The 24,782-nt window shown below is 63.6% G+C and carries 27 protein-coding genes and 1 tRNA gene; 7 read left to right on the forward strand and 21 right to left on the reverse strand.

Annotated features, from left to right (window positions below):
• Positions 1–259: 259 nt before the first annotated feature.
• The 4 genes from ACYCTF_RS07225 to ACYCTF_RS07240 all read right to left on the reverse strand — a co-directional run bounded on the left by ACYCTF_RS07225 (position 260) and on the right by ACYCTF_RS07240 (position 1,840).
• Positions 260–333: transfer RNA gene (locus ACYCTF_RS07225), tRNA-Gln, on the reverse strand.
• 12 nt (positions 334–345) lie between these two features.
• Positions 346–738, reverse strand: a complete 393-nt coding sequence (gene rpsI / locus ACYCTF_RS07230) for a 30S ribosomal protein S9 (protein WP_461283114.1) — start codon at positions 736–738, stop codon at positions 346–348.
• A gap of 9 nt (positions 739–747) precedes the next feature.
• A complete protein-coding gene (rplM, locus tag ACYCTF_RS07235; protein WP_461283115.1) occupies positions 748–1,185 on the reverse strand; it encodes a 50S ribosomal protein L13 in 438 nt (145 codons plus the stop codon).
• A gap of 325 nt (positions 1,186–1,510) precedes the next feature.
• On the reverse strand, positions 1,511–1,840 hold the full coding sequence (locus tag ACYCTF_RS07240; RefSeq protein ID WP_461283116.1) for a (2Fe-2S) ferredoxin domain-containing protein: 330 nt from the start codon (positions 1,838–1,840) through the stop codon (positions 1,511–1,513).
• Between ACYCTF_RS07240 and ACYCTF_RS07245 the strand changes: the two genes are divergently transcribed.
• Together ACYCTF_RS07245 and coq7 are read left to right on the forward strand one after the other, a co-directional pair.
• The gene (locus ACYCTF_RS07245; RefSeq protein ID WP_461283117.1) at positions 1,839–3,086 is read left to right on the forward strand and encodes a (Fe-S)-binding protein; all 1,248 of its coding nucleotides are present in this window, start codon (positions 1,839–1,841) and stop codon (positions 3,084–3,086) included. The genes ACYCTF_RS07240 and ACYCTF_RS07245 overlap by 2 nt on opposite strands.
• A gap of 10 nt (positions 3,087–3,096) precedes the next feature.
• Entirely contained in the window at positions 3,097–3,732 is a 636-nt protein-coding gene (coq7, locus tag ACYCTF_RS07250) for a 2-polyprenyl-3-methyl-6-methoxy-1,4-benzoquinone monooxygenase (RefSeq protein ID WP_461283118.1), read from the forward strand.
• Here coq7 and ACYCTF_RS07255 read toward each other — a convergent pair.
• The 5 genes from ACYCTF_RS07255 to ACYCTF_RS07275 are packed head-to-tail and all read right to left on the reverse strand — an operon-like array spanning position 3,729 to position 6,962.
• Positions 3,729–4,160 (reverse strand): VOC family protein, encoded by a 432-nt coding sequence (locus ACYCTF_RS07255; RefSeq protein WP_461283119.1) that lies wholly within the window; start codon positions 4,158–4,160, stop codon positions 3,729–3,731. The two genes, coq7 and ACYCTF_RS07255, sit on opposite strands and share 4 nt — an antisense overlap.
• Positions 4,150–4,569: an OsmC family protein gene (locus ACYCTF_RS07260; RefSeq protein ID WP_461283120.1), complete on the reverse strand. Its 420-nt coding sequence runs from the start codon at positions 4,567–4,569 to the stop codon at positions 4,150–4,152. Before ACYCTF_RS07260 ends, ACYCTF_RS07255 begins: the two co-directional genes overlap by 11 nt.
• On the reverse strand, positions 4,553–5,365 hold the full coding sequence (gene trpC, locus ACYCTF_RS07265; RefSeq protein ID WP_461283121.1) for an indole-3-glycerol phosphate synthase TrpC: 813 nt from the start codon (positions 5,363–5,365) through the stop codon (positions 4,553–4,555). Before trpC ends, ACYCTF_RS07260 begins: the two co-directional genes overlap by 17 nt.
• On the reverse strand, positions 5,362–6,390 hold the full coding sequence (gene trpD / locus ACYCTF_RS07270) for an anthranilate phosphoribosyltransferase (RefSeq protein ID WP_461283122.1): 1,029 nt from the start codon (positions 6,388–6,390) through the stop codon (positions 5,362–5,364). The genes trpC and trpD overlap by 4 nt, the downstream gene beginning before the upstream one ends.
• Positions 6,387–6,962, reverse strand: a complete 576-nt coding sequence (locus ACYCTF_RS07275) for an anthranilate synthase component II (protein WP_461283123.1) — start codon at positions 6,960–6,962, stop codon at positions 6,387–6,389. Before ACYCTF_RS07275 ends, trpD begins: the two co-directional genes overlap by 4 nt.
• Positions 6,963–7,822: 860 nt before the next feature.
• On the opposite strand from ACYCTF_RS07275, the gene ACYCTF_RS07280 reads away from it, so the two are divergent.
• Positions 7,823–9,097 carry a nitronate monooxygenase gene (locus tag ACYCTF_RS07280; protein ID WP_461283124.1) on the forward strand — a complete coding sequence of 425 codons (1,275 nt, stop codon included), beginning with the start codon at positions 7,823–7,825 and terminating at the stop codon, positions 9,095–9,097.
• 118 nt (positions 9,098–9,215) lie between these two features.
• On the opposite strand, the gene trpE is transcribed toward ACYCTF_RS07280, so the two are convergent.
• From trpE to rpe, 3 genes are all read right to left on the reverse strand, one after another.
• Positions 9,216–10,751 carry an anthranilate synthase component I gene (gene trpE, locus ACYCTF_RS07285; RefSeq protein ID WP_461283125.1) on the reverse strand — a complete coding sequence of 512 codons (1,536 nt, stop codon included), beginning with the start codon at positions 10,749–10,751 and terminating at the stop codon, positions 9,216–9,218.
• 69 nt (positions 10,752–10,820) lie between these two features.
• On the reverse strand, positions 10,821–11,528 hold the full coding sequence (locus ACYCTF_RS07290) for a phosphoglycolate phosphatase (protein ID WP_461283126.1): 708 nt from the start codon (positions 11,526–11,528) through the stop codon (positions 10,821–10,823).
• Positions 11,525–12,193, reverse strand: a complete 669-nt coding sequence (rpe, locus tag ACYCTF_RS07295) for a ribulose-phosphate 3-epimerase (RefSeq protein ID WP_461283127.1) — start codon at positions 12,191–12,193, stop codon at positions 11,525–11,527. The genes ACYCTF_RS07290 and rpe overlap by 4 nt, the downstream gene beginning before the upstream one ends.
• A gap of 285 nt (positions 12,194–12,478) precedes the next feature.
• Here rpe and zwf point away from each other — a divergent pair, with 285 nt between their 5' ends.
• Together zwf and pgl are read left to right on the forward strand one after the other, a co-directional pair.
• Positions 12,479–13,996 (forward strand): glucose-6-phosphate dehydrogenase, encoded by a 1,518-nt coding sequence (zwf, locus tag ACYCTF_RS07300; RefSeq protein WP_461284761.1) that lies wholly within the window; start codon positions 12,479–12,481, stop codon positions 13,994–13,996.
• Entirely contained in the window at positions 13,993–14,694 is a 702-nt protein-coding gene (gene pgl, locus ACYCTF_RS07305; RefSeq protein WP_461283129.1) for a 6-phosphogluconolactonase, read from the forward strand. The genes zwf and pgl overlap by 4 nt, the downstream gene beginning before the upstream one ends.
• Positions 14,695–14,697: 3 nt before the next feature.
• Here pgl and ACYCTF_RS07310 read toward each other — a convergent pair whose 3' ends face one another.
• From ACYCTF_RS07310 to ACYCTF_RS07320, 3 genes are read right to left on the reverse strand one after another with little or no spacing between them, the layout of a single operon-like run.
• Entirely contained in the window at positions 14,698–15,420 is a 723-nt protein-coding gene (locus ACYCTF_RS07310; protein ID WP_461283130.1) for an energy transducer TonB family protein, read from the reverse strand.
• 19 nt (positions 15,421–15,439) lie between these two features.
• On the reverse strand, positions 15,440–15,838 hold the full coding sequence (locus ACYCTF_RS07315) for an ExbD/TolR family protein (RefSeq protein WP_461283131.1): 399 nt from the start codon (positions 15,836–15,838) through the stop codon (positions 15,440–15,442).
• Complete coding sequence (locus tag ACYCTF_RS07320) at positions 15,835–16,527, reverse strand: MotA/TolQ/ExbB proton channel family protein (RefSeq protein WP_461283132.1); 693 nt, start codon at positions 16,525–16,527, stop codon at positions 15,835–15,837. Before ACYCTF_RS07320 ends, ACYCTF_RS07315 begins: the two co-directional genes overlap by 4 nt.
• A gap of 283 nt (positions 16,528–16,810) precedes the next feature.
• On the opposite strand from ACYCTF_RS07320, the gene ACYCTF_RS07325 reads away from it, so the two are divergent.
• Both ACYCTF_RS07325 and rimO read left to right on the forward strand, forming a co-directional pair.
• Entirely contained in the window at positions 16,811–17,260 is a 450-nt protein-coding gene (locus tag ACYCTF_RS07325) for a CopD family protein (RefSeq protein WP_461283133.1), read from the forward strand.
• Between the two features lie 47 nt (positions 17,261–17,307).
• Positions 17,308–18,663, forward strand: coding sequence for a 30S ribosomal protein S12 methylthiotransferase RimO (rimO, locus tag ACYCTF_RS07330; RefSeq protein WP_461283134.1), 1,356 nt, complete (start codon positions 17,308–17,310; stop codon positions 18,661–18,663).
• A gap of 121 nt (positions 18,664–18,784) precedes the next feature.
• On the opposite strand, the gene ACYCTF_RS07335 is transcribed toward rimO, so the two are convergent.
• From ACYCTF_RS07335 to gap, 6 genes are all read right to left on the reverse strand, one after another.
• The gene (locus ACYCTF_RS07335) at positions 18,785–19,204 is read right to left on the reverse strand and encodes a DUF302 domain-containing protein (protein ID WP_461283135.1); all 420 of its coding nucleotides are present in this window, start codon (positions 19,202–19,204) and stop codon (positions 18,785–18,787) included.
• A 74-nt stretch (positions 19,205–19,278) separates the two neighbouring features.
• A complete protein-coding gene (locus ACYCTF_RS07340; protein ID WP_461283136.1) occupies positions 19,279–19,677 on the reverse strand; it encodes a hypothetical protein in 399 nt (132 codons plus the stop codon).
• Positions 19,678–19,896: 219 nt separating this feature from the next.
• A complete protein-coding gene (gene fba, locus ACYCTF_RS07345) occupies positions 19,897–20,961 on the reverse strand; it encodes a class II fructose-bisphosphate aldolase (RefSeq protein WP_461283137.1) in 1,065 nt (354 codons plus the stop codon).
• Positions 20,962–20,994: 33 nt separating this feature from the next.
• On the reverse strand, positions 20,995–22,437 hold the full coding sequence (gene pyk / locus ACYCTF_RS07350; protein WP_461283138.1) for a pyruvate kinase: 1,443 nt from the start codon (positions 22,435–22,437) through the stop codon (positions 20,995–20,997).
• A gap of 113 nt (positions 22,438–22,550) precedes the next feature.
• Positions 22,551–23,735, reverse strand: coding sequence for a phosphoglycerate kinase (locus tag ACYCTF_RS07355; RefSeq protein WP_461283139.1), 1,185 nt, complete (start codon positions 23,733–23,735; stop codon positions 22,551–22,553).
• A gap of 18 nt (positions 23,736–23,753) precedes the next feature.
• Entirely contained in the window at positions 23,754–24,767 is a 1,014-nt protein-coding gene (gene gap, locus ACYCTF_RS07360; protein ID WP_461283140.1) for a type I glyceraldehyde-3-phosphate dehydrogenase, read from the reverse strand.
• Positions 24,768–24,782: the final 15 nt, after the last annotated feature.

Consider the following 24,782-nt stretch of genomic DNA (forward strand, 5'->3'; position numbering starts at 1 on the left):
GATGACTGACTGCCTGCCCGACCCGGTGACAACACCCCCCGGATCATGGTCGACTGGGGGTAGCAATCATGCCGGGCCGGACTGGCCGTACCTCTATTGTAGAGGCAGGAACATAGTAACGGGGGTGAGGAGCGGAGCACGACGCCTGCGCCTGAAAAGAAAACGAGCGTTGGAGGCGAAATCGCCTTGTATCTGGAGGCGATTCCGCCTCTCGTCACACAACGTGGGCCTAGGCGACTACCTAGGCCCGTCACGGGATTGGCTGGGGGACGAGGATTCGAACCTCGGTTAACGGAGTCAGAGTCCGCTGTCCTACCACTAGACGATCCCCCAAGAGGGATGTCTTTACCGCTTCGAGTACTGCGGCCGCTTGCGGGCCTTGTGGAGACCCACCTTCTTGCGCTCCACCTCGCGCGCATCGCGCGTAAGGAAGCCGGCGCGGCGCAAAGTCGAACGCAGCGATTCGTCATAGGCGAGCAAGGCGCGCGAGATGCCATGCAGCACGGCACCGGCCTGACCGCTTGGGCCGCCGCCGCGCACATTCACACGGACATCAAATTGATTCTCGGTCTCGGTGACCGCGAATGGCTGGCGCACCAGAGTCCGCGAGGTCTCGCGCCCGAAATACTCGTCGACGGGCCGGTTGTTGACCAAAAACGCGCCCTTTCCACGGCTCAAGTACACACGCGCATTGGCGGACTTGCGCCGTCCCGTCCCGTAATGCTTGGCTTCGGCCATATCGCTTCCTTATACCTTTCTCAATTCGAGCGGCTTGGGTTGTTGCGCCGCGTGCTCATGGGTAGTGCCCGCAAAAACCTTCAACTTACGCAGCATCTGGCGCCCGAGCGGCCCCTTGGGCAGCATGCCGCGCACCGCCGCCTCGATCACCTCTTCGGGCGCGCGCTGCTTCATTTCCGTGAAGGTGTGGGTCTTCAGTCCGCTCTGATACCCCGAGTAGCTGTGGTAGAGCTTGTTCTGGGCCTTGCGGCCGGTCACCTGGACCTTTTCCGCATTCACCACGACGATATAGTCGCCGGTATCCACATGCGGCGTGAACTCGGGCTTGTGCTTGCCCCGCAGACGACGGGCGATCTCGGTCGCGAGTCGCCCCAATACATGATCCGTGGCGTCGACGACAAACCAGTCGCGCCTTACTGTCTCTGACTTAGCCGTGAAGGTCGTCATGGAAATTGTTCCGAGGCGAAGAGTACGAAGGGCCGCATGGTACGGAGGAGCGGACGCGCTGTCAACGTTTCGCGTGCCTCTGGCGGTTGACCCGGTCGCTGTTTGTGGTATATAGGGGGGAGAAAAAAAGAAGGCGTGGGGTTAACCACGCCTTGAACCACCACTAGGAGGATGGAGGAGCCGGTACACAGATCGGGCTTGGTGGGCCCGATCTGAAAGAAGCATATAATTATTATCTAATATGGTCCCCTGCTTGTCAAGGGGACGTTTTCCGTCTTGCTTACTGAGACTGCGGGGGTGAGGCTTGGTTCCCCACCCCCGCCGATTATTCGTCCGGGTCGAGCCGTAGACGCAACACCGGTTTGCCACCGATGACGTGCTGCTCCAGGATCTCGTCAATATCCTCCTGATCCACGTAGGTGTACCATACGCCCTCCGGATAGATGACCAGGACCGGCCCTTCCTCGCAACGATCCATGCAGCCTGCGGTATTGATGCGCACACCCTCCCGGCCGGCAAGACCCAGCGCCTTGATGCGTTGTTTCGCATAATCACGCAAAGCGCGCGCGTCCTGCTGCTGACAGCAGCGCCGACCGTCGGATCGCTCATTGGTGCAGAAAAAGACGTGCCGTTTATAGTACAAGAGGTCCTCCATGCCGCCTTCGGGTAATGATCAATCGAACGACAAGGCCATACCCGCGCGCGCCGCTGCCCTGCGGGCCGCCGCCGATCGCTGTGTGGCCTGCGGCCTATGCCTGCCCCACTGCCCCACCTATAGCGACAGTCTAAACGAAAACGAATCACCCCGCGGGCGAATCGCCCTGCTGCGGGCGACGGCCGAGGGCGTCTTGAAGGCCACGCCCACCGTCGTCGCCCATATCGACCGCTGCCTCGGCTGCCTGGCCTGCGAATCGGTCTGCCCAAGCCGCGTGGAGTACGCCACGATCCTGAAAGAAGGCCGCGCCCTTCTCGCCCGGGAAGGCGCCACATCGTGGCGCGCGTGGCTACGCCGCACGCTGATACGCTCAGTCGATCTCCCCGGGGCGATCGCCACCACTTACGCCGCCGCGCGCCTCATCTCACGGCTGCCCTGGCCCCACACGCGGCGAGGGCCTCAGGCCACGGCGCTGCGCGGACTACCCGCGCGGCCACGCCCGCCTCTCGCCCCGACCGAAGAGGCGGATCACGCCGATGTGGCGCTCTTTCTCGGATGCACGGCTGACCTCGATCGGGCCACCCTGAACGCGGCGATCCGTGTCCTGCAGGCAAGCGGCCAACGCGTCCATATCCCCCGCGACCAGGGCTGTTGCGGGGCGCTCGCCGCCCATGCCGGACTCGCCGATCGAGCCCATCGCCAAGCCCTACGCAATCTGCGCGCCTTCAGGGGCCCGGCCCCGGCGCTCGTAGCCATCGCCTCCGGCTGCGCCGCGGAACTGCGAGACTACGACCCGGACACCTTCGCCCGGTTCCCGGAGGTATTCGACATCCATCGCTATCTTGTCGAAAAAACCGACCTCGACCGCCTGAAGCTCCGACCTTGGCCGCGGACCATCGCCGTGCACGACCCCTGTTCCTTGCGCAACGCCCTGAAGGGTGAGCGCTTCGTATACGAACTCCTGAAGCGCATCCCCGGGGTCCGGATCATCGAGTTGCCGGGCAACGGAACCTGCTGCGGGGCGGCCGGCGACTATTTCCTGCGGGAACCTAAGCGCGCGCAGGCCCTGGCCGCCACCAAGGCCGCGGCGGCGGCCGCAAGCGGCGCCGATATCATCGTGTCGGCCAACATCGGATGCGCCTTGCACCTATCCGCGCAGCTCGCCCAGGCGGAGTGTGCGCTGCCGGTCTTGCATCCCCTCTTGGTCCTGGACCAACAACTCCCGCCATCGCCCAACGCATGTTAAAGTGGGGTCCATGAGAATGTTCACGCTTGCCGATCGCATCGTAGATCAGCTCGACCAGGGCCTGAAGGCCATGCTGGTGGCACCCCCCGCAGACTCCTACCCGGAGACCGTCCCCCGCGAACAAGAGGACTTGTCGGCGGAAGATCGCGTCTTGGGCGGGCGCCTTATGCGAGTGAACCACGCCGGCGAGGTCGCGGCCCAGGCGCTCTATCAAGGGCATGCCCTGTGCGCACGCGACCCCAAGACTCACGCGACCATGCGGGCGGCCGGCCGCGAGGAGCTTTTGCATCTCCATTGGACCGGGGCGCGCATCAAGGAATTGAAGACGCACCGCAGCTACCTTACGCCCGTGTGGTATGCGGGGGCGTTCACCATCGGGGCGGCCACCGCTCTGTTCGGGGACAAGTTGAGCCTGGGCTTCGTCGCCGAGACCGAACGCCAGGTCGTCGAACACCTGCAAGGCCACCTCGGGCGGCTTTCGGTCGCCGACCAGAAGACCCGGGCCATCATCGAGCACATGGCGGCCGATGAGGCACGCCATGCGACCTCGGCCATGGAGGCCGGGGGGCGCCCGCTGCCGCTGCCAGCACGACTTGCGATGCGGCTTGCGGCGCGGGTCATGACCAAGACCGCCTTCTGGATCTAGCGGTCGGAGACTCGCCCCGCGGCCGGACGCAAGGCCTGCGGCGGAAGGTAGATCAGCTGCACCAGCACCCCCCCGGGGTCCTTGCAATAGAGACTGCGCGATCCATCCCGGTGCGTACGCGGCGCAGCCGCGATCGGCACCGCTGCCACCTGCAACCGCTCATGCCAAGCATCAACCTCATCCGGGGTCGCGACCGAAAAACCGATATGATCGAGGGCGCCACCCGACTGTGGCGTGCCCCTATGGAGGGCAAGATTGTCGGTCCCCGAGGACAGGTAGACATTATCGGGGTCCGGACGCCAGACGACCGCAAGACCGAGCACGCCTTCATAAAACGCCTCGCAGGCCTCGATATCGGCACACACGAGCGCCACATGATTGAGATGCAGGCGCCCAAGAGCGCCCGAGCGGGCACCGTTACTCGACATCCACGATCTCGAACGAATGACTGATTTCGGCGGTCTTACCGAGCATGATGGAGACCGAACAGTACTTCTCCGCGGACAGACGGATGGCGCGCTCCACGGAAGCCTCCTTGAGGTCGCGACCACTGACCACAAAGTGCACATGCACGCGGGTGAAGACCTTCGGGTCCTCCTCGGCGCGCTCAGCCTCTAGACGCGCCGTGCAGCCGCGCACATCGGCGCGCCCCTTGCGCAGGATATGCACCACATCGAAGGAGGTGCAGCCGCCCATGCCGAGCAGGACCAGCTCCGTGGGTCGCGGACCGAGATTGCGCCCCCCATGATCTGGCGGCCCATCCATCGCAACTCGATGTCCACTCTCCGTGGTCCCCGTAAAGGCGACCTCACCATCCCACTCAACGACTGCCTTCATGCGCCCACCCCTCGAACAATTCACCAAGCCTCGCGCCGGGGTCGGGCGCGACCATGAAGGCCTCACCTACAAGAAATCCCCTTAGTCCGGCGTCTTTCAGGCGCGCGACCTCGCTTGGTCCGAGAATCCCGCTCTCCGTCACTACAAGACGTCCCGGCGGCACAAATCCTACCAACTCCAGCGTCCGATCTATGCTTGTAAAGAACGTCCGCAAATCGCGATTGTTGATACCAAGCAGCCCGCCTGGGAGTGTAAGCGCGCGCTCGAGCTCGGGGGCGTCATGCACCTCGATCAAGGCATCCAAGCCATAGGCCCGCGAGGCCGCGAACAGTTCATGTAGCGCGCCATCATCCAGGGCGGCGGCGATCAAAAGGACACAATCGGCACCCATCGCGCGCGACTCGGCGATCTGATAACTGTCGATCATGAAATCCTTGCGCAACACAGGCAGGGCGCATGCCGCGCGCGCTTGCGCAAGATCGTCTGGACGGGCCCCAAAATAGCCCTCGTCGGTCAAGACGGAAAGTGCCGCCGCCCCGGCGCGCTCATAGGCGCGCGCCACCGCCGCCGGCTCCAGGTTCGCCCGCAACACGCCGCGACTGGGCGAGGCACGCTTCATCTCCGCGATCACAGCGGGCCGTCCCGATGCGACCGCACGGCTCAAGGCATCAATGAAGCCCCGCGCCGGCGTCTGCGCGCGGATCTCGCTTTCGAGATCAGCGAGGGACCGGTGCGTGCGTGCGCGGCCCACCTCCTCACGCTTGTCGGCCAAAATACGTGCCAGCACCTCGTTCATGCGAAGTTCTGCGTGAAGGCCGCGAACTCGCGCAACTTGGCCGCCGGCAGACCTTGGGCGAGGAGCTCCCGCGCACGCACCACTCCGGTCCGCATATCGGTGGCGATACCCGCCACATACAAGGCCGCCCCCGCGTTCAGGGCGACTGCGACCATGGCCGGACCCGCGTCGCCGCCCGCGAGCACGCGCTCAAGGATACGGAGGCTTTCGCTCGCCGACTCAACCTTGAGCGCACCCAGGTCCCCGGAGGGGAATCCGAAGTCGCCGGGCGTCACCCGATAGCGACGGAGCCGGCCGTCCTGCATTTCGCACACCTCGGTCGGCGCCGCCGGACTGATCTCGTCGAGGCCATCATCGGAGTGCACGACCAGCGCGTGACAGGCGCCTAGCCCCGCGAGCGCCTCCGCGAACGGCCCAAGCAGCGCCTCGGAGAAGACACCCACAAGCTGGCGGCGGGCGCGCGCGGGATTGGTGAGCGGCCCCAGAAGATTGAAGAGGGTGCGCACGCCGAGCTCCTTGCGGGCCGCCGCGGCATGACGCATCGCCTCGTGATGGCGCGGCGCGAAAAGGAAACCAACGCCCACCTGGTTGATGCAAAGAGCCACCTGCTCGGGGGTAAGGGCGAGGTTGGCACCCGCCGCCTCGAGCACATCGGCGCTCCCCGAGCGGCTCGAGACCGAACGGTTGCCATGCTTGGCCACCCGGGCGCCCGCGCAGGCACACACGAGGGCGGTAGCGGTCGAGATATTGAATGTCGATGCCCCGTCACCCCCGGTGCCGCAGGTGTCAATCAAGTGGTCGGTGTCGGTCACCGCCACCGATGTCGACAGATCGCGCATGACTTGGGCGGCGGCTACAATCTCCTCGACGGTCTCACCCTTGACTCGTAGCCCCATGAGGAAGGCGCCGATCTGGGCCGGCGTCGCGGCGCCGCTCATGACGATCGATAAGGCCTCCCGCATCTCGCCTGCGGCCAGATCGTGGCCCGCAGCCAAACGCGCAAGCGCGTGAGTGAGACCACTCACGACCGCTCGCCGCGCAGGAAATTTTCGAGAAGGGTGTGGCCGTGTTCGCTTAGAATCGACTCCGGATGGAACTGCACACCCTCCACCGGCCACCACTTGTGGCGCAACCCCATGATCTCGCCGTCGTCCTCGCTTACGGCTGTGACCTCCAAACACTCCGGGAGATCATCTTGGGCCACCACGAGCGAATGGTAGCGGGTCGCCGTGAAGGGGTTGGGCAGGCCGCGGAAGACGCCTTCCCCCTTATGCACAATGGCCGAGGTCTTGCCGTGCATCACCCGTCCGGCGCGCACCACACGGCCGCCGAAGGCCTGCCCTATACTCTGATGACCAAGACAAACGCCCAGCAAAGGGATGTGTTCGCCAAAGCGCATAATGAGGTCAAGGGAGATACCCGCCTCATTCGGCGTACAAGGCCCCGGCGATATGACGATGCGCTCTGGCGCCAGGCGCTCAATCTCGTCTAGGGTGATCTGGTCGTTGCGCGCCACCCGCACCTCCTGACCGAGCTCGCCCAAGTACTGCACGAGGTTGTAGGTGAACGAATCGTAGTTGTCGATCATCAGCAACAAAGGCGCTCTATCTCCTTGTCAAACATGCGCTTATGTGGCGACCACGGAATCCGATGCCCATCAGGCCTTTCGATGATCTCGTGGTTCGCTGGCACTACGCGAAAACTCCGGCATTGTGCCAGACGCACGGGCACTTCGTCGATCAATTGGCGGCGCAGAGGGCTTTAGGGGCACCGGAATCTCGTCCCCCTTCGGCAGGCCAAGGCCCGGCGGTGGGCTCCTTGCGCAACGCAGAGGCCAAGCGGCGTCTTTGGGCCCCGATCGGGCCTCGTTTCGTCGCGGCAGGGGGTCTTTTGGCGCCAAGGGCCAAAGTTGACGCGGGGGCACCATCCCGGAAGGCCGCAAGCCGGATCGGCGGGCGGCAGTGGGACGGGCCCGGCGCGCCGGGGGTTAAGAGCCGGGCGCCTCCCTCGCAAAACCCCGGGCGCAGCGGCCCGAGGGGACGCCGGGACCGAACCCGGAGGCGGATTGCGCAGCGGGTCCTGGTCCCGTAGGGACGAAGGGGTATCATTGATCGTGACGCCAGAGAGGCGCTCATGCTTGGGGTGTACAATGAATTGTGCGTACACTTTGGGATCGACGACCTCGTCCCGAGTCAGCGCGAGGGGACGGATTGAGGTCGATCCGCCATGGGCCCGTCGATTCGCGGCCACTGCGATCGGCGCGCACTATCTCATTGACCGCCGGCACTCCATGGCAAGGGAGCGGCCGGGCTATCGGGAGTAAAGCGGTATGCTGGAAGCGGGCGCGCATAGATCACCGGCAACAACCGCCCGGTGGCGACGGGCAAAGGAAGCTCTTTGCCGCGCTTGCCGATACGCTTGTCCCCTACTATTACATCCCGGTGGCTTGGAGCACAAATGAAGTGTGTTGATGATTTCCGATGGCGGATCGGCACGAAGGAGCTGATACCCATCATGACCGGCGGAATGGGCGTCGATATCTCCACCGCGGAGCTATCACTCACCGCAGCGCGCCTGGGCGGAATTGGACACATTTCCGATGCCATGGTGCCGACCGTGTCCGACCGGCGCTTCAAGACCCGGTTTGTGAGGGAAAAACAGAAAAAGTACAAGTACAACGTCCTAAACCAGGACAAGTCGGACGTGAAGTTCGATCTCGAACGACTGGCCGAGGCCACCAAGCTGCATGTAGGCCGCACCATGGAGGCGCGACAGGGTGAAGGCCTGATCTTTATCAATTGCATGGAAAAACTGACCATGGGCAGCCCGCGCGAGACACTGCGCGTGCGACTATCCGCGGCGATGGACGGGGGCATCGACGGCATCACGCTGAGCGCAGGGCTACATCTGGGCTCGCTCGCGCTGGTAGCGGATCACCCACGCTTTCGTGACGTGAAGTTCGGCATCATCATTTCCTCGCTACGGGCACTGGTGCTGTTCCTGCATAAGAGCGTGCGCCTAAACCGCCTGCCGGATTACATCATCGTTGAGGGCCCGCTGGCGGGCGGGCATCTCGGTTTTGGCTTGGACTGGGCGCAGTACGACCTGAAGACGATCGTAGGCGAGGTTCACCGGTATCTCGGCGAGAAAGGGTTGGCTATCCCACTGATCCCAGCCGGCGGCATCTTCACAGGCACCGACGCTGTGGAATTCCTGGAAGCGGGGGCGGCCGCGGTGCAGGTCGCGACACGCTTTACGGTCACCAAAGAGTGTGGCCTGCCGGACAAGGTGAAACAGGAGTACTTCAAGGCCCGAGAAGAAGACATCGAGGTCAACCTGACCTCCCCCACGGGCTATCCCATGCGCATGCTCAGCAATAGCCCCTCCATCGGCGCTGGTATTCGCCCCAACTGCGAGGCGTACGGCTATCTGCTAGATGCATCGGGTCATTGCGCCTACATAGACGCCTATAACCGCGAGGTCGACAAACATCGCGACGTCGAACACATATCCGTGCCGGACAAGACCTGCCTATGTACCCACATGCGCAACTACGATTGCTGGACCTGCGGGCACTACACGTATCGGCTGAAGGACGCCACACGCCGATTGCCGGATGGATCCTATGAGATGTTGGATGCGGCCCACGTGTTCCGCGACTATCTCTATAGCGTGGATCATCAAATCATGCTGCCCGACAGTTATCGGCAAACGATGCCGGCGCAGGAGTAGAGACCGGCAAGGTCTCAATGGACCACGATCCCGCGCCCTGACCCGGCGCGCGGCCCACCCCGCCGTCAGGGGGCCGCGCGGCCCTTTAAGGCGGAGGGACGCCAGTCGATCATAAGGATCATCGGTCGGTCGCTCGCGGCGTCGTGTTCGTGGACTCGTGGGTCTTGTCGCGCGGCCCGAAGCCGGACGCCGCAAGCTCCGCGGCCTTGATCATGGCCCGCGCCTTGTTCATGGTCTCTTCCCACTCGCGCTCAGGGACCGAATCCGCAACGATCCCCGCGCCAACCTGCAAAAACAACCGACCGTTGCGCAGGACGGCCGTGCGGATCGCGATCGCCATATCCATATTGCCGTTCCATCCCACATAACCCACGGCGCCCGCATAGAGTCCGCGCTTGACAGGCTCCAGTTCGTCGATGATCTCCATGGCGCGCACCTTGGGGGCGCCGGTGAGGGTGCCCGCTGGGAATGTCGCGCGCAACACGTCGAAGGCATCGAGACCCGGGCGCAGACGCCCTGTGACGTGCGACACCAGATGCATGACGTGCGAGTAGCGCTCAATGGTCATCTGGTCGGTGACGGCCACACTCCCCGTCTCCGCCACCCGTCCCACATCGTTGCGACCGAGGTCCACAAGCATCACGTGCTCGGCCCGCTCCTTGGGATCAGCGAGCAACTCGGCGGCCAAGGCCGCATCCCGCCGCTCATCCTGGCTGCGCGGACGGGTGCCCGCGATCGGCCGCACCGCCACCTCACGGTCCTCCAACTTCGCCAGGATTTCGGGCGAGGACCCGACGACATGGAAGTCGCCAAGGTCGATGAGGTACATGTAAGGGGATGGGTTGACGCGGCGCAACGCCCGATAGAGATCGAGCGGCGTAAAGGCCGCCTTCGCCGACAATCTTTGCGACAGCGCGACCTGCATGATGTCGCCGGCCGCGATGTATTCGCGCGAGCGCCCAACCGCCGCCTCGAAACCCGCTTTCGTGAATCCCGACACAAAATCGCCTTCGCAAACCGGCTCGGCTGACGCGGGCAGGAACATCGGGGCCTCGAGCGGCTCGCGCAGGATGCCTTCAAGCTCGTCCAGGCGACGCAAGGCCTGGGCGCGGCCCTCGGCCCCCGCGGCCTCATCGACATGCACCACGAGCGACAAGGTGCCGCGCAGGTTGTCAAAAATCACCACCTCCTCGCTCAGAAGAAACAGCGTATCTGGTCCCCCGATCTCATCGGGCTTCGAGTTTTCGCCCAGGGTCGGCTCGATGTGGCGCACAGTCTCGTACCCGAAATATCCGACCAGACCGCCGTGGAACTTAGGCAGCGCCGGATCCGACGCGACCTGAAAGCGGGACTTGAAGGCCCTGATGGTCGTGAGGATGTCGTCAGTCTGTCCGCGCTCGACGACAAGCCCGTCGCGCTCGACTGTGACGTCGCGTCCGAACAGGCGCACACAAATCCGCGCCGGCAGTCCGATTAACGAGTAACGCCCCCACTTCTCGCCCCCGTGCACGGATTCCAGCAAATAGGAGTACGGCCCCTGGGCAAGCTTCAGGTAACAGCTCAAGGGGGTATCGAGGTCGGCCAAGACCTCGCGGATGACGGGGACGAAGCGGCCGCCTACCGCATCAAATGTCAAACTGCGCTTTTCTGGCATGACGTCTATTCCTCAAGGGGTCCGGGTTCATCATGGTTCCCTCAAGGCGCCATCGACGGCCAAGGCGCGTCATGGCATGGCCTTCGAGAGCAGGAAGCGCCCCTCGAAGCGGAAGAAATTACGGATGTCGGCAAAGGTCGGCGTAATCGCTGCCGCGCCCAAGGCCGTCAAGTCGACGCCGTGATGGTAACCGTAAGCCACCGCGACCGCGGGTATCTCGGCGGCCTTCGCCGCGCGCATGTCGTTGCCCGAGTCCCCGATCAGTGCGACCCCGTCGCGCGCCACGCCGAGGCGCTCGCAGGCCACCACAAGCGGCAAGGGATCAGGCTTCACGCGCGCAACCTCGTCACCGCTCAAGATGACATCGAAAAACGCGGCAATCCCCAAGGCCCTCAAGAGCGGTCTCGTGAAACGTCCCGCCTTGTTGGTCACGCAGGCCATGCGGAAGCCATCGGCCCTGAGGGCCGCCAGGGTCTGCGCCACGCCTGGGTACAGGAGGCTGCGATCCGCCACATGCGCCTCGTAATAATCGCCGTAGAGCGCCTGCGCCTCCTCGAAAAGCACCGGATCCGGTTCCCCGAACCGCTCCCCCGTGAGGGCCCGCTTGATGAGCCGGGGGACGCCGTCGCCGATCCAACTGGCGACCGTCGCCTCATCCTCAGGCGGGCGCCCGAGCGTCTGCAACATGTGGTTGGCCGCCAAAGCTAGATCCGGCGCCGTATCCACCAAGGTACCGTCCAGATCAAACAGGAGCCCCGCCGTAAGGAAGGTGGTCATGCCTTGGAGAGCTCCTCGCGCATCTTCTGGATGGTGGCTCGGTAATCCGAGGTTCCGAAGATCGCGGACCCGGCCACGAAGGTATCGGCCCCCGCCGCGGCGATCTCGCGTATATTGTCGATTTTCACGCCGCCATCGATCTCGAGGCGGATCGGCCGGCCGCTCGCATCGATCAGCTTGCGCGCGGCGCGCAGCTTGTCGAGGGCGGAGCGGATGAAGCTCTGGCCGCCGAAGCCCGGGTTGACGGACATAATGAGGATCATGTCGACCTTGTCCATCACGTAATCGAGATAAGAGAGCGGTGTCGCGGGATTGAACACAAGGCCGCATCGGCAACCGCTGTCCTTGATCAAGCCCAGGGTCCGATCGACGTGCTCGCTCGCCTCCGGGTGGAACGTAATATAAGTCGCGCCGGCCTTCACAAAGTCCGGAACGAGGCGATCGACGGGCTTCACCATGAGGTGCACGTCGATATCCGCCTGCACCCCATTCTTGCGCAGCGCCTCGCAAACAAGCGGCCCTATCGTCAGGTTGGGTACATAATGGTTGTCCATGACATCGAAGTGGACCATGTCCGCGCCCGCGGCGAGCACGGTATGGACCTCCTCGCCGAGCCTAGCGAAGTCAGCCGAAAGAATCGATGGTGCAATCTTGAAGTCGCGCATGAATGGCCCCAAAGCTAAAGTCGGCAATGTACCCGATAGCGCGTCGATTTGCAGCACCTGCCGCGGCGCTCGACTCAGCGTGAGGGCTCGCCTATGGTTTTCCTAGTGGGCGCCCGAATCCCCGAGCCGAGCCGGCCAGGCGATCCCTGGGGCCGCCCGCGCGCCACCCCAGGGATCGCGGCAAAACCCCCGGAGGACCCGCTTGCGCAAGCGGCCTCCCCGTTACCATGAACCCGGATCGGGCGCTTTAGATGCGCGCTTCGAGTCCCAGGCAGAGGTCGAGTGATGACAGAAGCACCGCAACCATGCGTACTCCTCATATTTGGAGCCACAGGCGACTTGGCGCGGCGCAAGCTCGTGCCCGCGCTCTTCCGGCTCCACGCCAAGGGCTTGCTCCCCAAAGGCTTCGCCATCCTGGGGGCCAGCCGCAAACCCTTGTCCCATGACCAGTTCCGGGCGCTCATGCGCGAGGCCTGCGCCAGCTTCTGCGCGACCCCGCCGAGCGACGAAGAATGGCGCGACTTCGCCGGCTGCCTCTACTACGAGGCCGGCCACTTCACGGATCAGACCCTGTTCCAGCGCCTGAATATGTCGCTGCGCGAGATCGATCACCGTCATGCCACCGAAGGCAACCGCATCTTCTACCTAGCCACACTGCCGAGCAGCTACCCCCTGCTCGTCAGACAGCTCAATGGCGCGGAGATGATCAACAAGGTGGATGACCGGCCGTTTACGCGGCTCATCGTCGAAAAGCCCTTTGGTCGGGATCTAGACAGCGCCATTGCCCTGAATGACGAGATTTCGACTGTGTTTCGGGAAGACCAGGTCTATCGGATAGACCATTACCTTGGCAAGGAGACGGTGCAGAATATCCTGGTCTTTCGGTTCGCCAATGCCATATTCGAGCCCCTCTGGAACCGCATCCACATCGACCATGTGCAGATCACGGCGGCCGAAACCCTGGGTATCGAGGGGCGCGGTGGCTACTACGAGGAGAGCGGTGTGCTGCGGGACATGGTGCAAAATCACCTCCTGCAGGTCTTGAGCCTGATCGCCATGGAGCCGCCGTTAACGTTCGACGCCGACGCCGTACGTGATAAGAAGAGCGAGGTATTCCGGGCGCTTAGGCGGCTTGTCGATCCGGGCGATATCCTGACGGCCACCGCGCGCGGCCAATACGGTCAGAGCCCGGACGGCGCCCTCAAGGCCTACCGCGAAGAACCTGGGGTCGACCCCCAATCCACGGTCCCGACCTATGTCGCACTGCGCGTGTTCGTCGACAATTGGCGCTGGCAAGGCGTGCCTTTCTATATCCGGACGGGCAAGGGTCTACGGCACTCCTCGACCGAGGTCGTGATCCAATTCCGCCAGATCCCCTTCTGCCTGTTTGGGCAGGACGAGGTCTGCTCCCGCATCGAGCCGAACCGCCTCGTGCTGCGCATCCAGCCCTACGAGGGCATCAGCCTGGGCTTTGGCATCAAGGCCCCCGGCAACGAGGCTCACGTGGATTACGCGCGCATGCGCTTTGCCTATGGAAACCATTACGATGGCGAGATGCCGCTCGCCTATGAACGGCTTCTGACCGATGCCATGCGCGGCTATGCGGCGCTCTTCGCTCGACGCGACTCAGTGGAAGAGGCGTGGCGTTTTGTGACACCCATCTTGAACGTCTGGGCTGAACACCCAGCCACAGACTTCCCCAACTACGCCTCGGGCAGTGATGGGCCCCACGGCGCCGATGCGCTCATACGCGCCGACGGCCGGGCGTGGCATCCCCTGGATCCTCCGGTGCCGTCATCATGATCTTCACTGTCGCCGATGACGCCGACAGCCTGGCCCAAGCGCTTGCCGACCGCCTCATCGTCGAAGCCCAGGCCGCCTGGGCCCATGCGCGCCCCTTGCGGATCGCGCTCTCGGGAGGGTCCACCCCGCGCCGCCTCTATGAAGAGCTCGGGCGGCGCGCCGCCACGCTGCCCTGGCAAGCGCTCGAAATCTTCTTCAGCGACGAACGTGCGGTAGGCCCGCAGGACAGCGCCAGCAATTACCGTCTCGCCTACCTGCCTTGGCTCTCTCAGGCCCCACCCGGTGCCCTCATCCATCGCATCCCGGGCGAGCTCGGCGCGCAAGCTGCCGCCTATGCCTACGAGGATATCCTCCAGCGGGCAGCGGGCGCAGGTCGCGATCTCGACATCGTCTTGCTGGGCGTGGGGGCCGACGGCCACATCGCCTCGCTGTTCCCAGGCGCCCCGCTCATCACGACAAAACTCGCGCAAGCAGTGGAGGCGACGCCGGAGCGCCAGGCTCGCATCACCCTGACCTTGCCGGCCCTCGTGGCCGCGCGCCGGCGCATCCTCTTGGCCGAGGGGACCCACAAAGCGGACGCCTTGCGGGCAAGTCTCGCCCCGCACGCCGACACCCCGCTCGCTCGTCTCCTCGCGCAGGCGCCCGTCGAGTTCTGGCTGGACCGCGCGGCGGCACAGGCGCTGTGCCCACCGCCTTAAGCGTTAAAAACCGCCGTGATGCCGGTCGTTCAAGCCGACCCGCACGCGGAACACCGTCGCATGGTGGGGCATGTTCTTTGTGAAGGGCGGATAGCGACGGCTGCGAACCGCGGCCCGCGCCGCACGATTCACAAGACCTATGCCGCTCGAGCGCACGATCCGCACCCATAACAAGCGACCGCTCGGGGTCAACTCAAAGGCCACGAGCGCCTTACCCGACAAGCCGAGCGCCGTGACCCGAGGAGGCACGACCAGGCCCCTCTGTATACGCGTCCGCAACATCACCGCATAGCGATCCACGGCCTGCGCCGCCACGGCAGGCGCGGGCGGCGGCACAGGTGTCGGCACGCGACGCACGGGTTTGGGGGGAGGCGGCTGCTTCTTGACCGGCACGGCCAAGGGAACCGGACGCCGATGCACGACCGGCGGCCGCGGCTTGGGCTTAGGCATGGGATGGGGCCTTTGGTGCACGACCGGCCGCGGCTTGGGCACCACCTGCGGCGGCGGGGGTTTCGGCACGACCCGCGGCGGTGCCGGCAAGGTCACGAAATGCACGGCCATGGGCTTGCGATGCAGCCCCAGGGTCTTAGGGGGGTGCGCCGGCAACACGATTAACCATGCGCCCAGTAGCAGGCCTTCGAGGGCGATCGCCGCCAGTGCAGCGCGCCCAAAGGAAGACCGGGCCGGGGCGTCTGCCCGGGCGGGCGACAGCAGGGAAGCGTTCATAAAGTCGTCCTCGTGACCCTCAAGATCTGTGCGCGGCTATGCCTATATTCGCCACGCCGGCCTTGCGAGCGATGTTCATGACCGCGACGAAGTCCTGAAAGGGCAGGGCCTTGGATGCGGCTATGGTGACATCGGGACGCCGGCCGCCTGCCTGCCGCGCCAGCAGTTGCGCAAGCGCCGCCCGACGCACCACATGCCCTTGGACATGGATGGCGCCATTGGCCGTCAAGCTGATCAAGACCTGCGGCCGGGGTAGGGTCTTCGCACGGCTCGCCTGCGGCAAGGCGAGCCCCAATCCCTGGTCCGGAATCATGCGCAACGTCAGGATCATAAAAAAGATCAACAAGAAGAACATAACGTCGATCATGGGAATGAGCTCGATGCGCCCCTTCTTGGTCTCGAAATAGCTCATCTTCATGACGATTTCGCCATCGCCGAACGTGGCGCCCCGCGGCCCGCGACCGACTCGTCATCCGTCACGATCAAAACCGGGGCGCCATCCATGCGGTTTAAGAGCATGGTCTTTACGATATCGAGCTGATGCAGGACGACACGGACCTTGTTGTTCAGGCCATTGAAGGCGAGCAGGCCGGTCATGGCCACAAATAAGCCGGACGCCGTGGCGACCAAGGCATCGGCGATGCCGCCGGTCACGGCGGCCGGCGGGTGGCCGGGCTGCGACAGCACCGAGAATGCATGGAACATGCCCACAATGGTCCCGAAAAGTCCAAGCAGCGGGGCCAAAGTCACAATGGTATCGAGCATCCAGAGCCGCTTGTCCAGGGCCGGGGCCAGACGCAGAGTGGCCTCGTCCAGACGATTCGCCAACTGGGTTCCATTCGTCACCCCCCAGTGACGGGCCGCGATATCCAGGAGAACCGACTCCGGAAGGCCCGGGGCCTGGGCAGCGAGGGCCGACAGTTGGGCGCGGGTCGTCTCTTTGCAGGCCCCGAACTTCTCGACGAGCCCATTGCCCTCGAGCAGGGTGCGCCGCAGATACCACGAACGATCGATGATGACGGCCAAAGCGACCGTCAGGATGACGACCATGAGATAGAGCACGCCGTCCGAGTAGTTCGCGAGGTGAATCAGGTAGTGAATGGTCATCGTCAGTCCTCCGTAGAGCGCCTAGAGTGGGGCCTGCATATGACCTGCGTTTGGCGCAACCATGACAGTATGGTGACAAGGGACGCGCAGTGGGGGAGCCGGAACACGCGGTGAACACCCCTATGGCGCCCGGGCCACACGTCGGGCGCCATAGGGGCGCCTGAGCGAGCGCATGCCCTGGCCGCTCGCCCCCTCAAGAACGGCAGCCAGGGCGCAGCGCCAATTGACAGGGACCGCCGACTTGCGTATGAGAGGGGGGTTTAACCTGAGGCGATCTCTTATCATGTCCTACCTGATTGCGCTCCACGGACTGCTCGCCGTTATCTGGGTCGGAGGCATGTTCTTCGCGTACATGATCTTGCGGCCCGCCGCCCAACCCCTCGAGACCCAGCAGCGGCTCTCCCTGTGGGCACGCACCTTCGGGGGCTTTTTCCCATGGGTGTGGGGCGCCGTCCTCATAGTGCCTCTGACCGGTTACATCGTGGCGATCATGCGTTTCGGGGCCATGGCGGCCCTACCCATGTACGTCAACGTCATGCAGGGGCTCGGAATCCTCATGGTCCTGCTCTACCTCCATGTCTTTTTCGCCCCCTACCGGCGTCTGCGCCGCGGGGTCGAGAGCGGTGACTTCGTCAAGGCCGGCCACGCGCTCGCGCAGATCCGGCAACTGGTGGCGATCAACATGGTGCTCGGACTTATCACCATCTTCGTGGCCCTGGTCGGGGCCAACTGAGCGGGCCTCGGTTCTGTTAGCATAATCCGTTTTCTCGGGACTCTTCCATGGCGCGTCCGTCACCCACGAACCCTCAGGTCGGCTTTGTGAGCCTAGGCTGCCCCAAGGCGCTAGTCGACTCCGAACAGATCCTGACCAGACTGCGCAGCGAGGGCTACGATACGGCGGCCTCCTACCAGGACGCCGACCTCGTGATCATCAACACTTGCGGCTTCATAGACGCAGCTGTTGAAGAGTCGCTCGACGCCATAGGCGAGGCGATGAAGGATAACGGCCGCGTGATCGTGACGGGCTGCTTGGGCGCGAAGGCGGATGTCATCCGGGCACACTACCCGGAGGTGTTGGCGGTGACTGGACCGCACGACGACGCGGCGGTGATGGCGGCCGTGCACACCCACCTCCCCAAGCCCCACGACCCCTTTCTGGATCTGGTCCCGCCCCAAGGCATCAAACTCACGCCCCGGCACTATGCTTACCTCAAGATCTCCGAGGGCTGTAACCACAGCTGCAGGTTCTGCATCATTCCCTCGCTGCGCGGCCGCCTCGTGAGCCGCCCGCTCGGAGACGTCATGGGCGAGGCGGAACGCCTCGTGCGCGCCGGCGTGAAGGAGCTGCTCATCGTATCGCAGGACACGAGCGCCTTTGGGTCCGACCAAAAACACCAGGTGGCTTTCGTGAGCGGTCGCCCGGTCAAGATGTCGTTTCCGGGACTTGTTACGGAACTCGCCCGCCTCGGGGTTTGGGTCCGGCTGCACTACGTCTATCCCTACAAGAGTGTCGAAGCGGTCCTTCCGCTCTTCGAGATCGACGGCGTCCTGCCCTACCTCGACGTCCCCTTTCAACACGCCCACCCGCGCGTCCTGACTGCGATGCGCAGACCGGCGGGGCGGGCGCATCCAAGTGCCTGCGTCAAGACATGGCGAGCGGCACGGCCGGATCTCGTCCTGCGCAGCACCTTTATCGTAGGCTTCCCAGGCGAGACCGATGCTGAATTCGAGACCTTACTTGCATTTGTCGAAGAGGCCGGCATCGATCGGCTCGGGGCCTTCGCCTATTCGCCCGTGGAGGGCGCGGCGGCCAACGCGCTGGCAGACCCAGTTCCGGAGGCCGTCAAAGACGAGCGTCTGGAACGACTCATGACGCTCCAGGCGCGCGTGAGCGAAGAGCGCCTGCGGGCACGGATCGGCCGGACCTATCGGGTCTTGATCGACGAGAAGACGGCGGCGGGCGCCGTGGGGCGTACGTACGCCGAGGCGCCCGACATCGACGGGCTGGTGCATGTCTCCGGGGGTAAGACGCGGCCCGGAGATTTCGTGGACTGCGAGATCGTCTCGACCGACGCCCACGACCTCTTTGGCCGGATCTCTCCGGCTTTAAACGGGCACCCAAGCACCAGGGCCTGATCTCGACTCGGTTCCCTTGCGAACGTCGCGCCAAAGCGGCGTAGCCCCAGAAGGACACCTGACAAGGAGCCCGGCCGCCGCCTTGCTAACCTTAGACCTGACGCCCCGGCGCAGCGCCCGCTTAAGGAGATGTCGTCGTCAGAGAATCGCGCACGGCCTCGAGCTTGGCGCGCACCTGCCAACCGACCTCGGTAACTCCCGCGTTGTTCACAAGCGCCAAGACCGAGACCGGGTCCATAAAGGCCACCTTGATCGCGCCCTTGGGCGTCTCACTCACGACCACGTTGCAAGGCAACAGGAGCCCGATATCGGGTTCCATGGAGATGGCCTTTTCCGCAAGCACGGGATTACAGGCCCCGAGGATGTTGTAGCGCGGCATGTCCTTGCCGAGCTTCGCCTTGAGGGTGGCACTCACGTCGATCTCCGTGAGCACACCGAAGCCCTGCCCCTTGAGCGCATCGACGACCCGTCCACGGACTGCCTCGAAAGATCCCGTCACTTCCACATCGAACCCGTAAGCCACCTGCCCTTCTTCTAACATGCGCACTTCTCCTTATCGTTATTCCGTCTGTCGTTCGCTCACGCCCCGTAAGGGCAGACTCGAGCCCTCGCGCCTCACGAGCGCCTCACGAGCGCCGTGACAGCAGCCCGCGGCTGGCTACGGCGCTGTCGTCCCAAGCGTTCATCGAGCGCGTTGGCGAGCAGCTGGGGGGTATGCCCCATCAAAAGACCTGCATGAAAATGATAGAGGCGCACCTGGCAGGGAACGGGCTCGTGCAGCCCGCGCTCGCCCACATGAAACTCGACCCACGCCATGAGCGGGATGTCGTTGACGAGAGACCATGCGGCCCACACCTTACGCTCCACGCGGACAGCGATCCGCAACGGCGCGATCTCCACATCCAAGGGCTCGCCGAGACGGGTAAGCGCGAGAGACACCCGGTTATAGCATGCCGCGTCTATCGTCTTTGGCAGGGTCCGGATCGGGACGCGTGTCCTGGGATCGAAGGCCATGGCGCCTCCCCAGCTGACCTGAGAGTCATTGAGTATGCCACGAAAGAGCGTCCGCGCGACAGAGCCGCCCCTTACCGGCGATGCACCGCGCTTGCGCGCGCAGCCCCGAGCCCCTTGCCGGGGCCACGCGCGGCGGCACACGAGGCTCGCACCCAAAGAAAAAGGCCCCGGCGGTCCCATGACCGACGAGGCCTTGCTCGAACAGAGTTTATTCGAGGTCTAATTCACGCGCGGGTTCAACTCACCCTTCGTGTAGCGCTTGGTCATATCTTCAAGATCGACGACGCGGATCTTGGACGCCTGACCGGCAGAGCCAAACGCCTCATAACGAGCCTTGCAGATGTCCTTGCCGGCCTGAACGGAATCCTTCATGAACTTCCGAGGATCGAAGTTCTTGGGGTTCTTCGCCAAATTCCGGCGGATCGCGCCCGTTATGGCAAGCCGGAGGTCGGTGTCGATATTGACCTTGCGCACGCCGTGCTTGATGCCTTCCTGAATCTCCTTCACCGGCACGCCATAGGTCTCTCCGATATCCCCACCGAACTCATGGATGATCTTCAGCCATTCCTGGGGAACGGACGAGGAGCCGTGCATGACGAGGTGCGTGTCGGGGATCCGCTTGTGGATTTCTTTTACGCGCTCAATCGCGAGGATGTCGCCTGTCGGCGGCCGCGAGAACTTATACGCCCCGTGGCTCGTGCCGATGGCGATCGCGAGCGCGTCCACTTTAGTCTTCTTCACAAAATCCGCGGCCTGCTCGGGATCGGTCAGCAACTGGTCGTGCGACAACTTACCCTCGGCCCCCGAACCATCTTCCTCGCCGGCCATGCCGGACTCGAGCGACCCTAGGCAACCGAGCTCGCCTTCCACCGACACACCCACCGCGTGCGCCATGTCGACGACTCGGCTCGTCACCTCGACGTTGTATTCATAGCTGGAGGGGGTTTTCATGTCATCCTTCAGCGATCCATCCATCATGACCGAGCTAAAGCCCGAGCGTATGGAGCGCTGGCAGATGGCGGGGCTCGCCCCGTGGTCCTGATGCATCACGATCGGAATATGCGGATATTGCTCGATCGCTGCCAGAATGAGGTGGCGCAAGAACGGCTCGCCGGCATAGCTGCGTGCCCCCGCCGAGGCCTGCACGATCACAGGGCTGTCGACCTCGTACGCGGCCTGCATGATGGACTGAATTTGCTCCATATTGTTGACGTTGAAAGCGGGAACACCGTAGCCGTGCTCCGCCGCATGATCCAGTAGTTGGCGCAGAGATACCAGGGACATAGTCTTCTCCTTAAGATTCCTTGTGGAACGAGTTCAATCGATGGGTCCGAAATCGCCAGCGCGCACGATCTTCAGGGTGTTTGTACCGCCGGGTTTCGCAAGCGGCTCGCCGATGCTCAGGATGACGAGATCGCCGTCCCGAACTGCGCCACGCCTACGCAATTCGTCGATGGCTTCGGCCATGATGCGCGCGGGATCCGCGGAGGTCAGGGAAAATCCCACGGGATAGACGCCACGATAGAGGGTCACCTTTCTACGGGTTTCCACATGCGGCGTCAAGGCGTATATGGGCACGGCCGAACTGATGCGCGACATCCAAAGAGGCGTGGACCCGGATTCGGTGAGGGCCGCTATGGCCCGCACCGGCAGGTGATTCGCGCTATACATCACAGCCATCGCGATCGCCTCGTCGACCCGCTCGAAATGAGTGGACATGCGGTGCATGGAAAAGACCGCCTCATCCTCCTTCTCGGCCTCCCGGCAGACGCGGTCCATGGCCGCGACGGCGGCCACCGGATGCTTGCCGGTGGCGGTTTCCGCCGACAACATAACTGCGTCGGTTCCATCCAGAACGGCGTTGGCGACGTCGGATACCTCGGCGCGCGTCGGAATCGCGTTTTCGATCATCGATTCCATCATCTGCGTGGCCGTAATGACCACCCGATTCATTTTGCGCGCCAGGCGGATGATGCGTTTCTGAACGGGCGGCAAGGCCGCGTCGCCTATCTCGACGCCGAGATCGCCCCGCGCGATCATGACGGCATCCGACACGCGGATGATCTCCTCAACCGCCTCGACCGCCTCTGCGCGCTCGATCTTGGCGACAATCCCGCCCATACCGCCTGCGGCACGCAGCAGCGCACGAGCCTCTTCAATATCTTTGGCATTGCGCGGGAAGGAGATCGCGACATAGTCAGCCTGGATCTGCGCCGCCCACTTGATGTCCTCCCGATCCTTGTCGGTCAGTGCGTGGGCCGACAGACCGCCGCCTTGGCGGTTCACGCCCTTGTTGTCGGACAGCTCCCCTCCGACCACGACGCGGCAGACGATCTCGCCGCCACTTACCTCATCGACCCAGAGGACGATACGTCCGTCGTCCAGAAGGAGCGTCGCTCCCCGCGAGACATCCTTGGGAAGCGCCTTGTAGGTGAGCCCCACACGCGTCGCATCGCCCGCATCCAAAGGCATGTCCGCATCGATCACGAAGCGCTGCCCTTCCTCGAGCTGCACGCGCTTGCCCTTGAAACGCCCGATGCGGATCTTCGGGCCCTGCATGTCGGCGATGACACCGATCTGCCGCCCGTGGGCCTGCGCCCGGTCGCGGACGAGCTCGGCGCGCCGCCTATGGACCTCCGGGAGATCGTGTGAAAAATTGAGACGCACGACATCCACGCCGGCCTCGATCAGTTTATCGAGGACCTTGGGATCGTCCGTGGCAGGACCAAGTGTTGCTACGATCTTTGTTCTGCGCTGCATGACTCAAGACGCAGCGACGCTGTTCGCCGTCGCCGCCTCGAAACGCTTGCCCTTCATCACCTCTACCTTACTCCCCTGCCTGTCGCAGACCGTGTCACACCTAGGATGCCGCATCAAGATCCAGCGCCCCGCTCTTCGAGTATCGCGACGGCTGGCAGCACCTTACCCTCGAGAAACTCGAGGAAAGCGCCGCCGCCTGTCGATATATAACTAATCTTGTCGGCAACCCCGTACTTGGCGACCGCCGCCAGCGTATCGCCGCCGCCTGCGATCGAAAACGCCTCGCTCTCCGCTATGGCCTGAGCCAAGGCGCGGGTACCATCCCCGAACTGATCGAACTCGAAGACGCCGACAGGCCCGTTCCAGACTATGGTGCCCGCCTTTCTCAAGGTATCGGCGAAAAGCGCGATAGTCTTTGGGCCCACATCAAAAATCATGTCGTCCGCCACCACGTCCTTGGCGTCCTTCAGGGTCGCTTTGGCGTCTGGCGCAAACTCCTTGCCGCAGACCGCGTCCACTGGGATCGGGATCGACGCCCCGCGGGCATTGGTCTCGTGTATGAGACGCTTGGCCGTATCGATCAGATCCGGCTCGGACAGCGACTTGCCAATCGGCAGACCCGCAGCCGCCATGAAGGTGTTAGCGATACCTCCGCCCACGATCAATTGGTCGACGCGCTTCGACAGGCTCTCCAGAACCACGAGTTTGGTTGACACTTTAGAGCCGCCCACAATCGCGACCATGGGACGCTTGGGATTGTGGAGGGCGCGTCCTAAAGCGTCGAGTTCCGCGGCCAGCAAGGGGCCGGCGCAGGCGATCGGCGCGTACTTCGCCACCCCATGTGTCGAGGCCTGAGCGCGGTGCGCGGTACCGAAGGCATCCATGACGAACACATCGCAGAGCGCCGCCATCTTACGTGCTAAATCGTCGTTGTTCTTCTTCTCGCCCTTGTTGAAGCGGACGTTTTCGCAGAGCACGACGTCCCCGTCCTTCATCCCGGACACGCCGTTCAGCCAGTCGGCAACAAGCCGCACGGGCTTACCGAGGAGCTTGCCCAGATGATGGGCGACCGGCGCAAGCGAGTACTTGTCGTCGGGCACGCCCTCCTCGGGACGGCCCAGATGCGACATCAGCATGACCCGCCCGCCCTTGCGACTGGCCTCCATGATCGTCGGGAGACTCGCGCGGATACGCGTATCGTCGCCCACCCCGCCGTCCTTCAACGGGACATTCAAATCCTCTCGGATCAAGACCCGCTTGCCGGCGAGGTCGAGATCGACCATCTTCCGTATCGTCATATTGGTCCCTCGACGCCTTTAGCGCGCCTTCATCAAGGCCACAGTCGTGTCCAGCATCCGGTTAGAGAAGCCCCACTCGTTGTCATACCACGCGAGAACTTTGACGAGGTCCCCCTCCATGACCTTCGTGAGGCTCTCTTCGTAGGTCGACGAAGCGGGATCGTGGTTGAAGTCCATCGACACGAGCGGCTTGGCGTTATAGTTCAGGATTCCCTTCAGCTCACCCTCGGAGGCCGCCTTCATGATGGCGTGGATCTCTTCCTTGGTCGTCTTGCGCGCAGCAGTAAAGGTGAGATCGACGAGCGAGACATTGATGGTCGGCACACGCACCGCGAAGCCATCGAGCTTGCCGTTCAGATCCGGCAAGACAAGGCCCACCGCAGCGGCGGCGCCGGTCTTGGTCGGGATCATAGACTGTGTCGCCGAGCGCGCCCGGCGCAGGTCGCTATGATAGACGTCCGTCAAGACTTGGTCGTTCGTATAGGAATGCACAGTCGTCATGAGGCCGTGCTTGATGCCGATCTTCTCGTGCAGGGGCTTTACGAGCGGTGCCAAGCAGTTCGTGGTGCAGGAGGCATTGGAAATTACGGTATCTGAGGCCTTCAGTACGCCGTGGTTCACGCCATAAACGATAGTCGCGTCCACATCCTTGCCACCGGGGGCCGAGATGATGACCTTTTTCGCGCCGGCCTTCAGATGCGCGGAGGCCTTCTCCTTGGTCGTGAAAAAACCCGTGCATTCATGCACGACATCGATCCCGAGATCCTTCCAGGGAAGCTGCGCCGGATCGCGGTTGGATACCACGCGAATCTTGTCGCCGTTGACGATCATGTAGTCGCCATCGACTGACACCTTGCCCTGAAAGCGGCCGTGAACCGTGTCGTACTGCGTGAGATGCGCATTGGTCTCGGCGTTTCCGAGATCGTTGATCGCGACGATCTCGATCTCCTTGTTCCGTCCCGACTCATAAAGCGCCCGCAAGACATTGCGTCCGATACGCCCATAGCCGTTGATCGCGACTCTGATTGCCATACCACCATCTCCCAT

This window comes from Acidiferrobacter sp. (genome assembly GCF_054609335.1).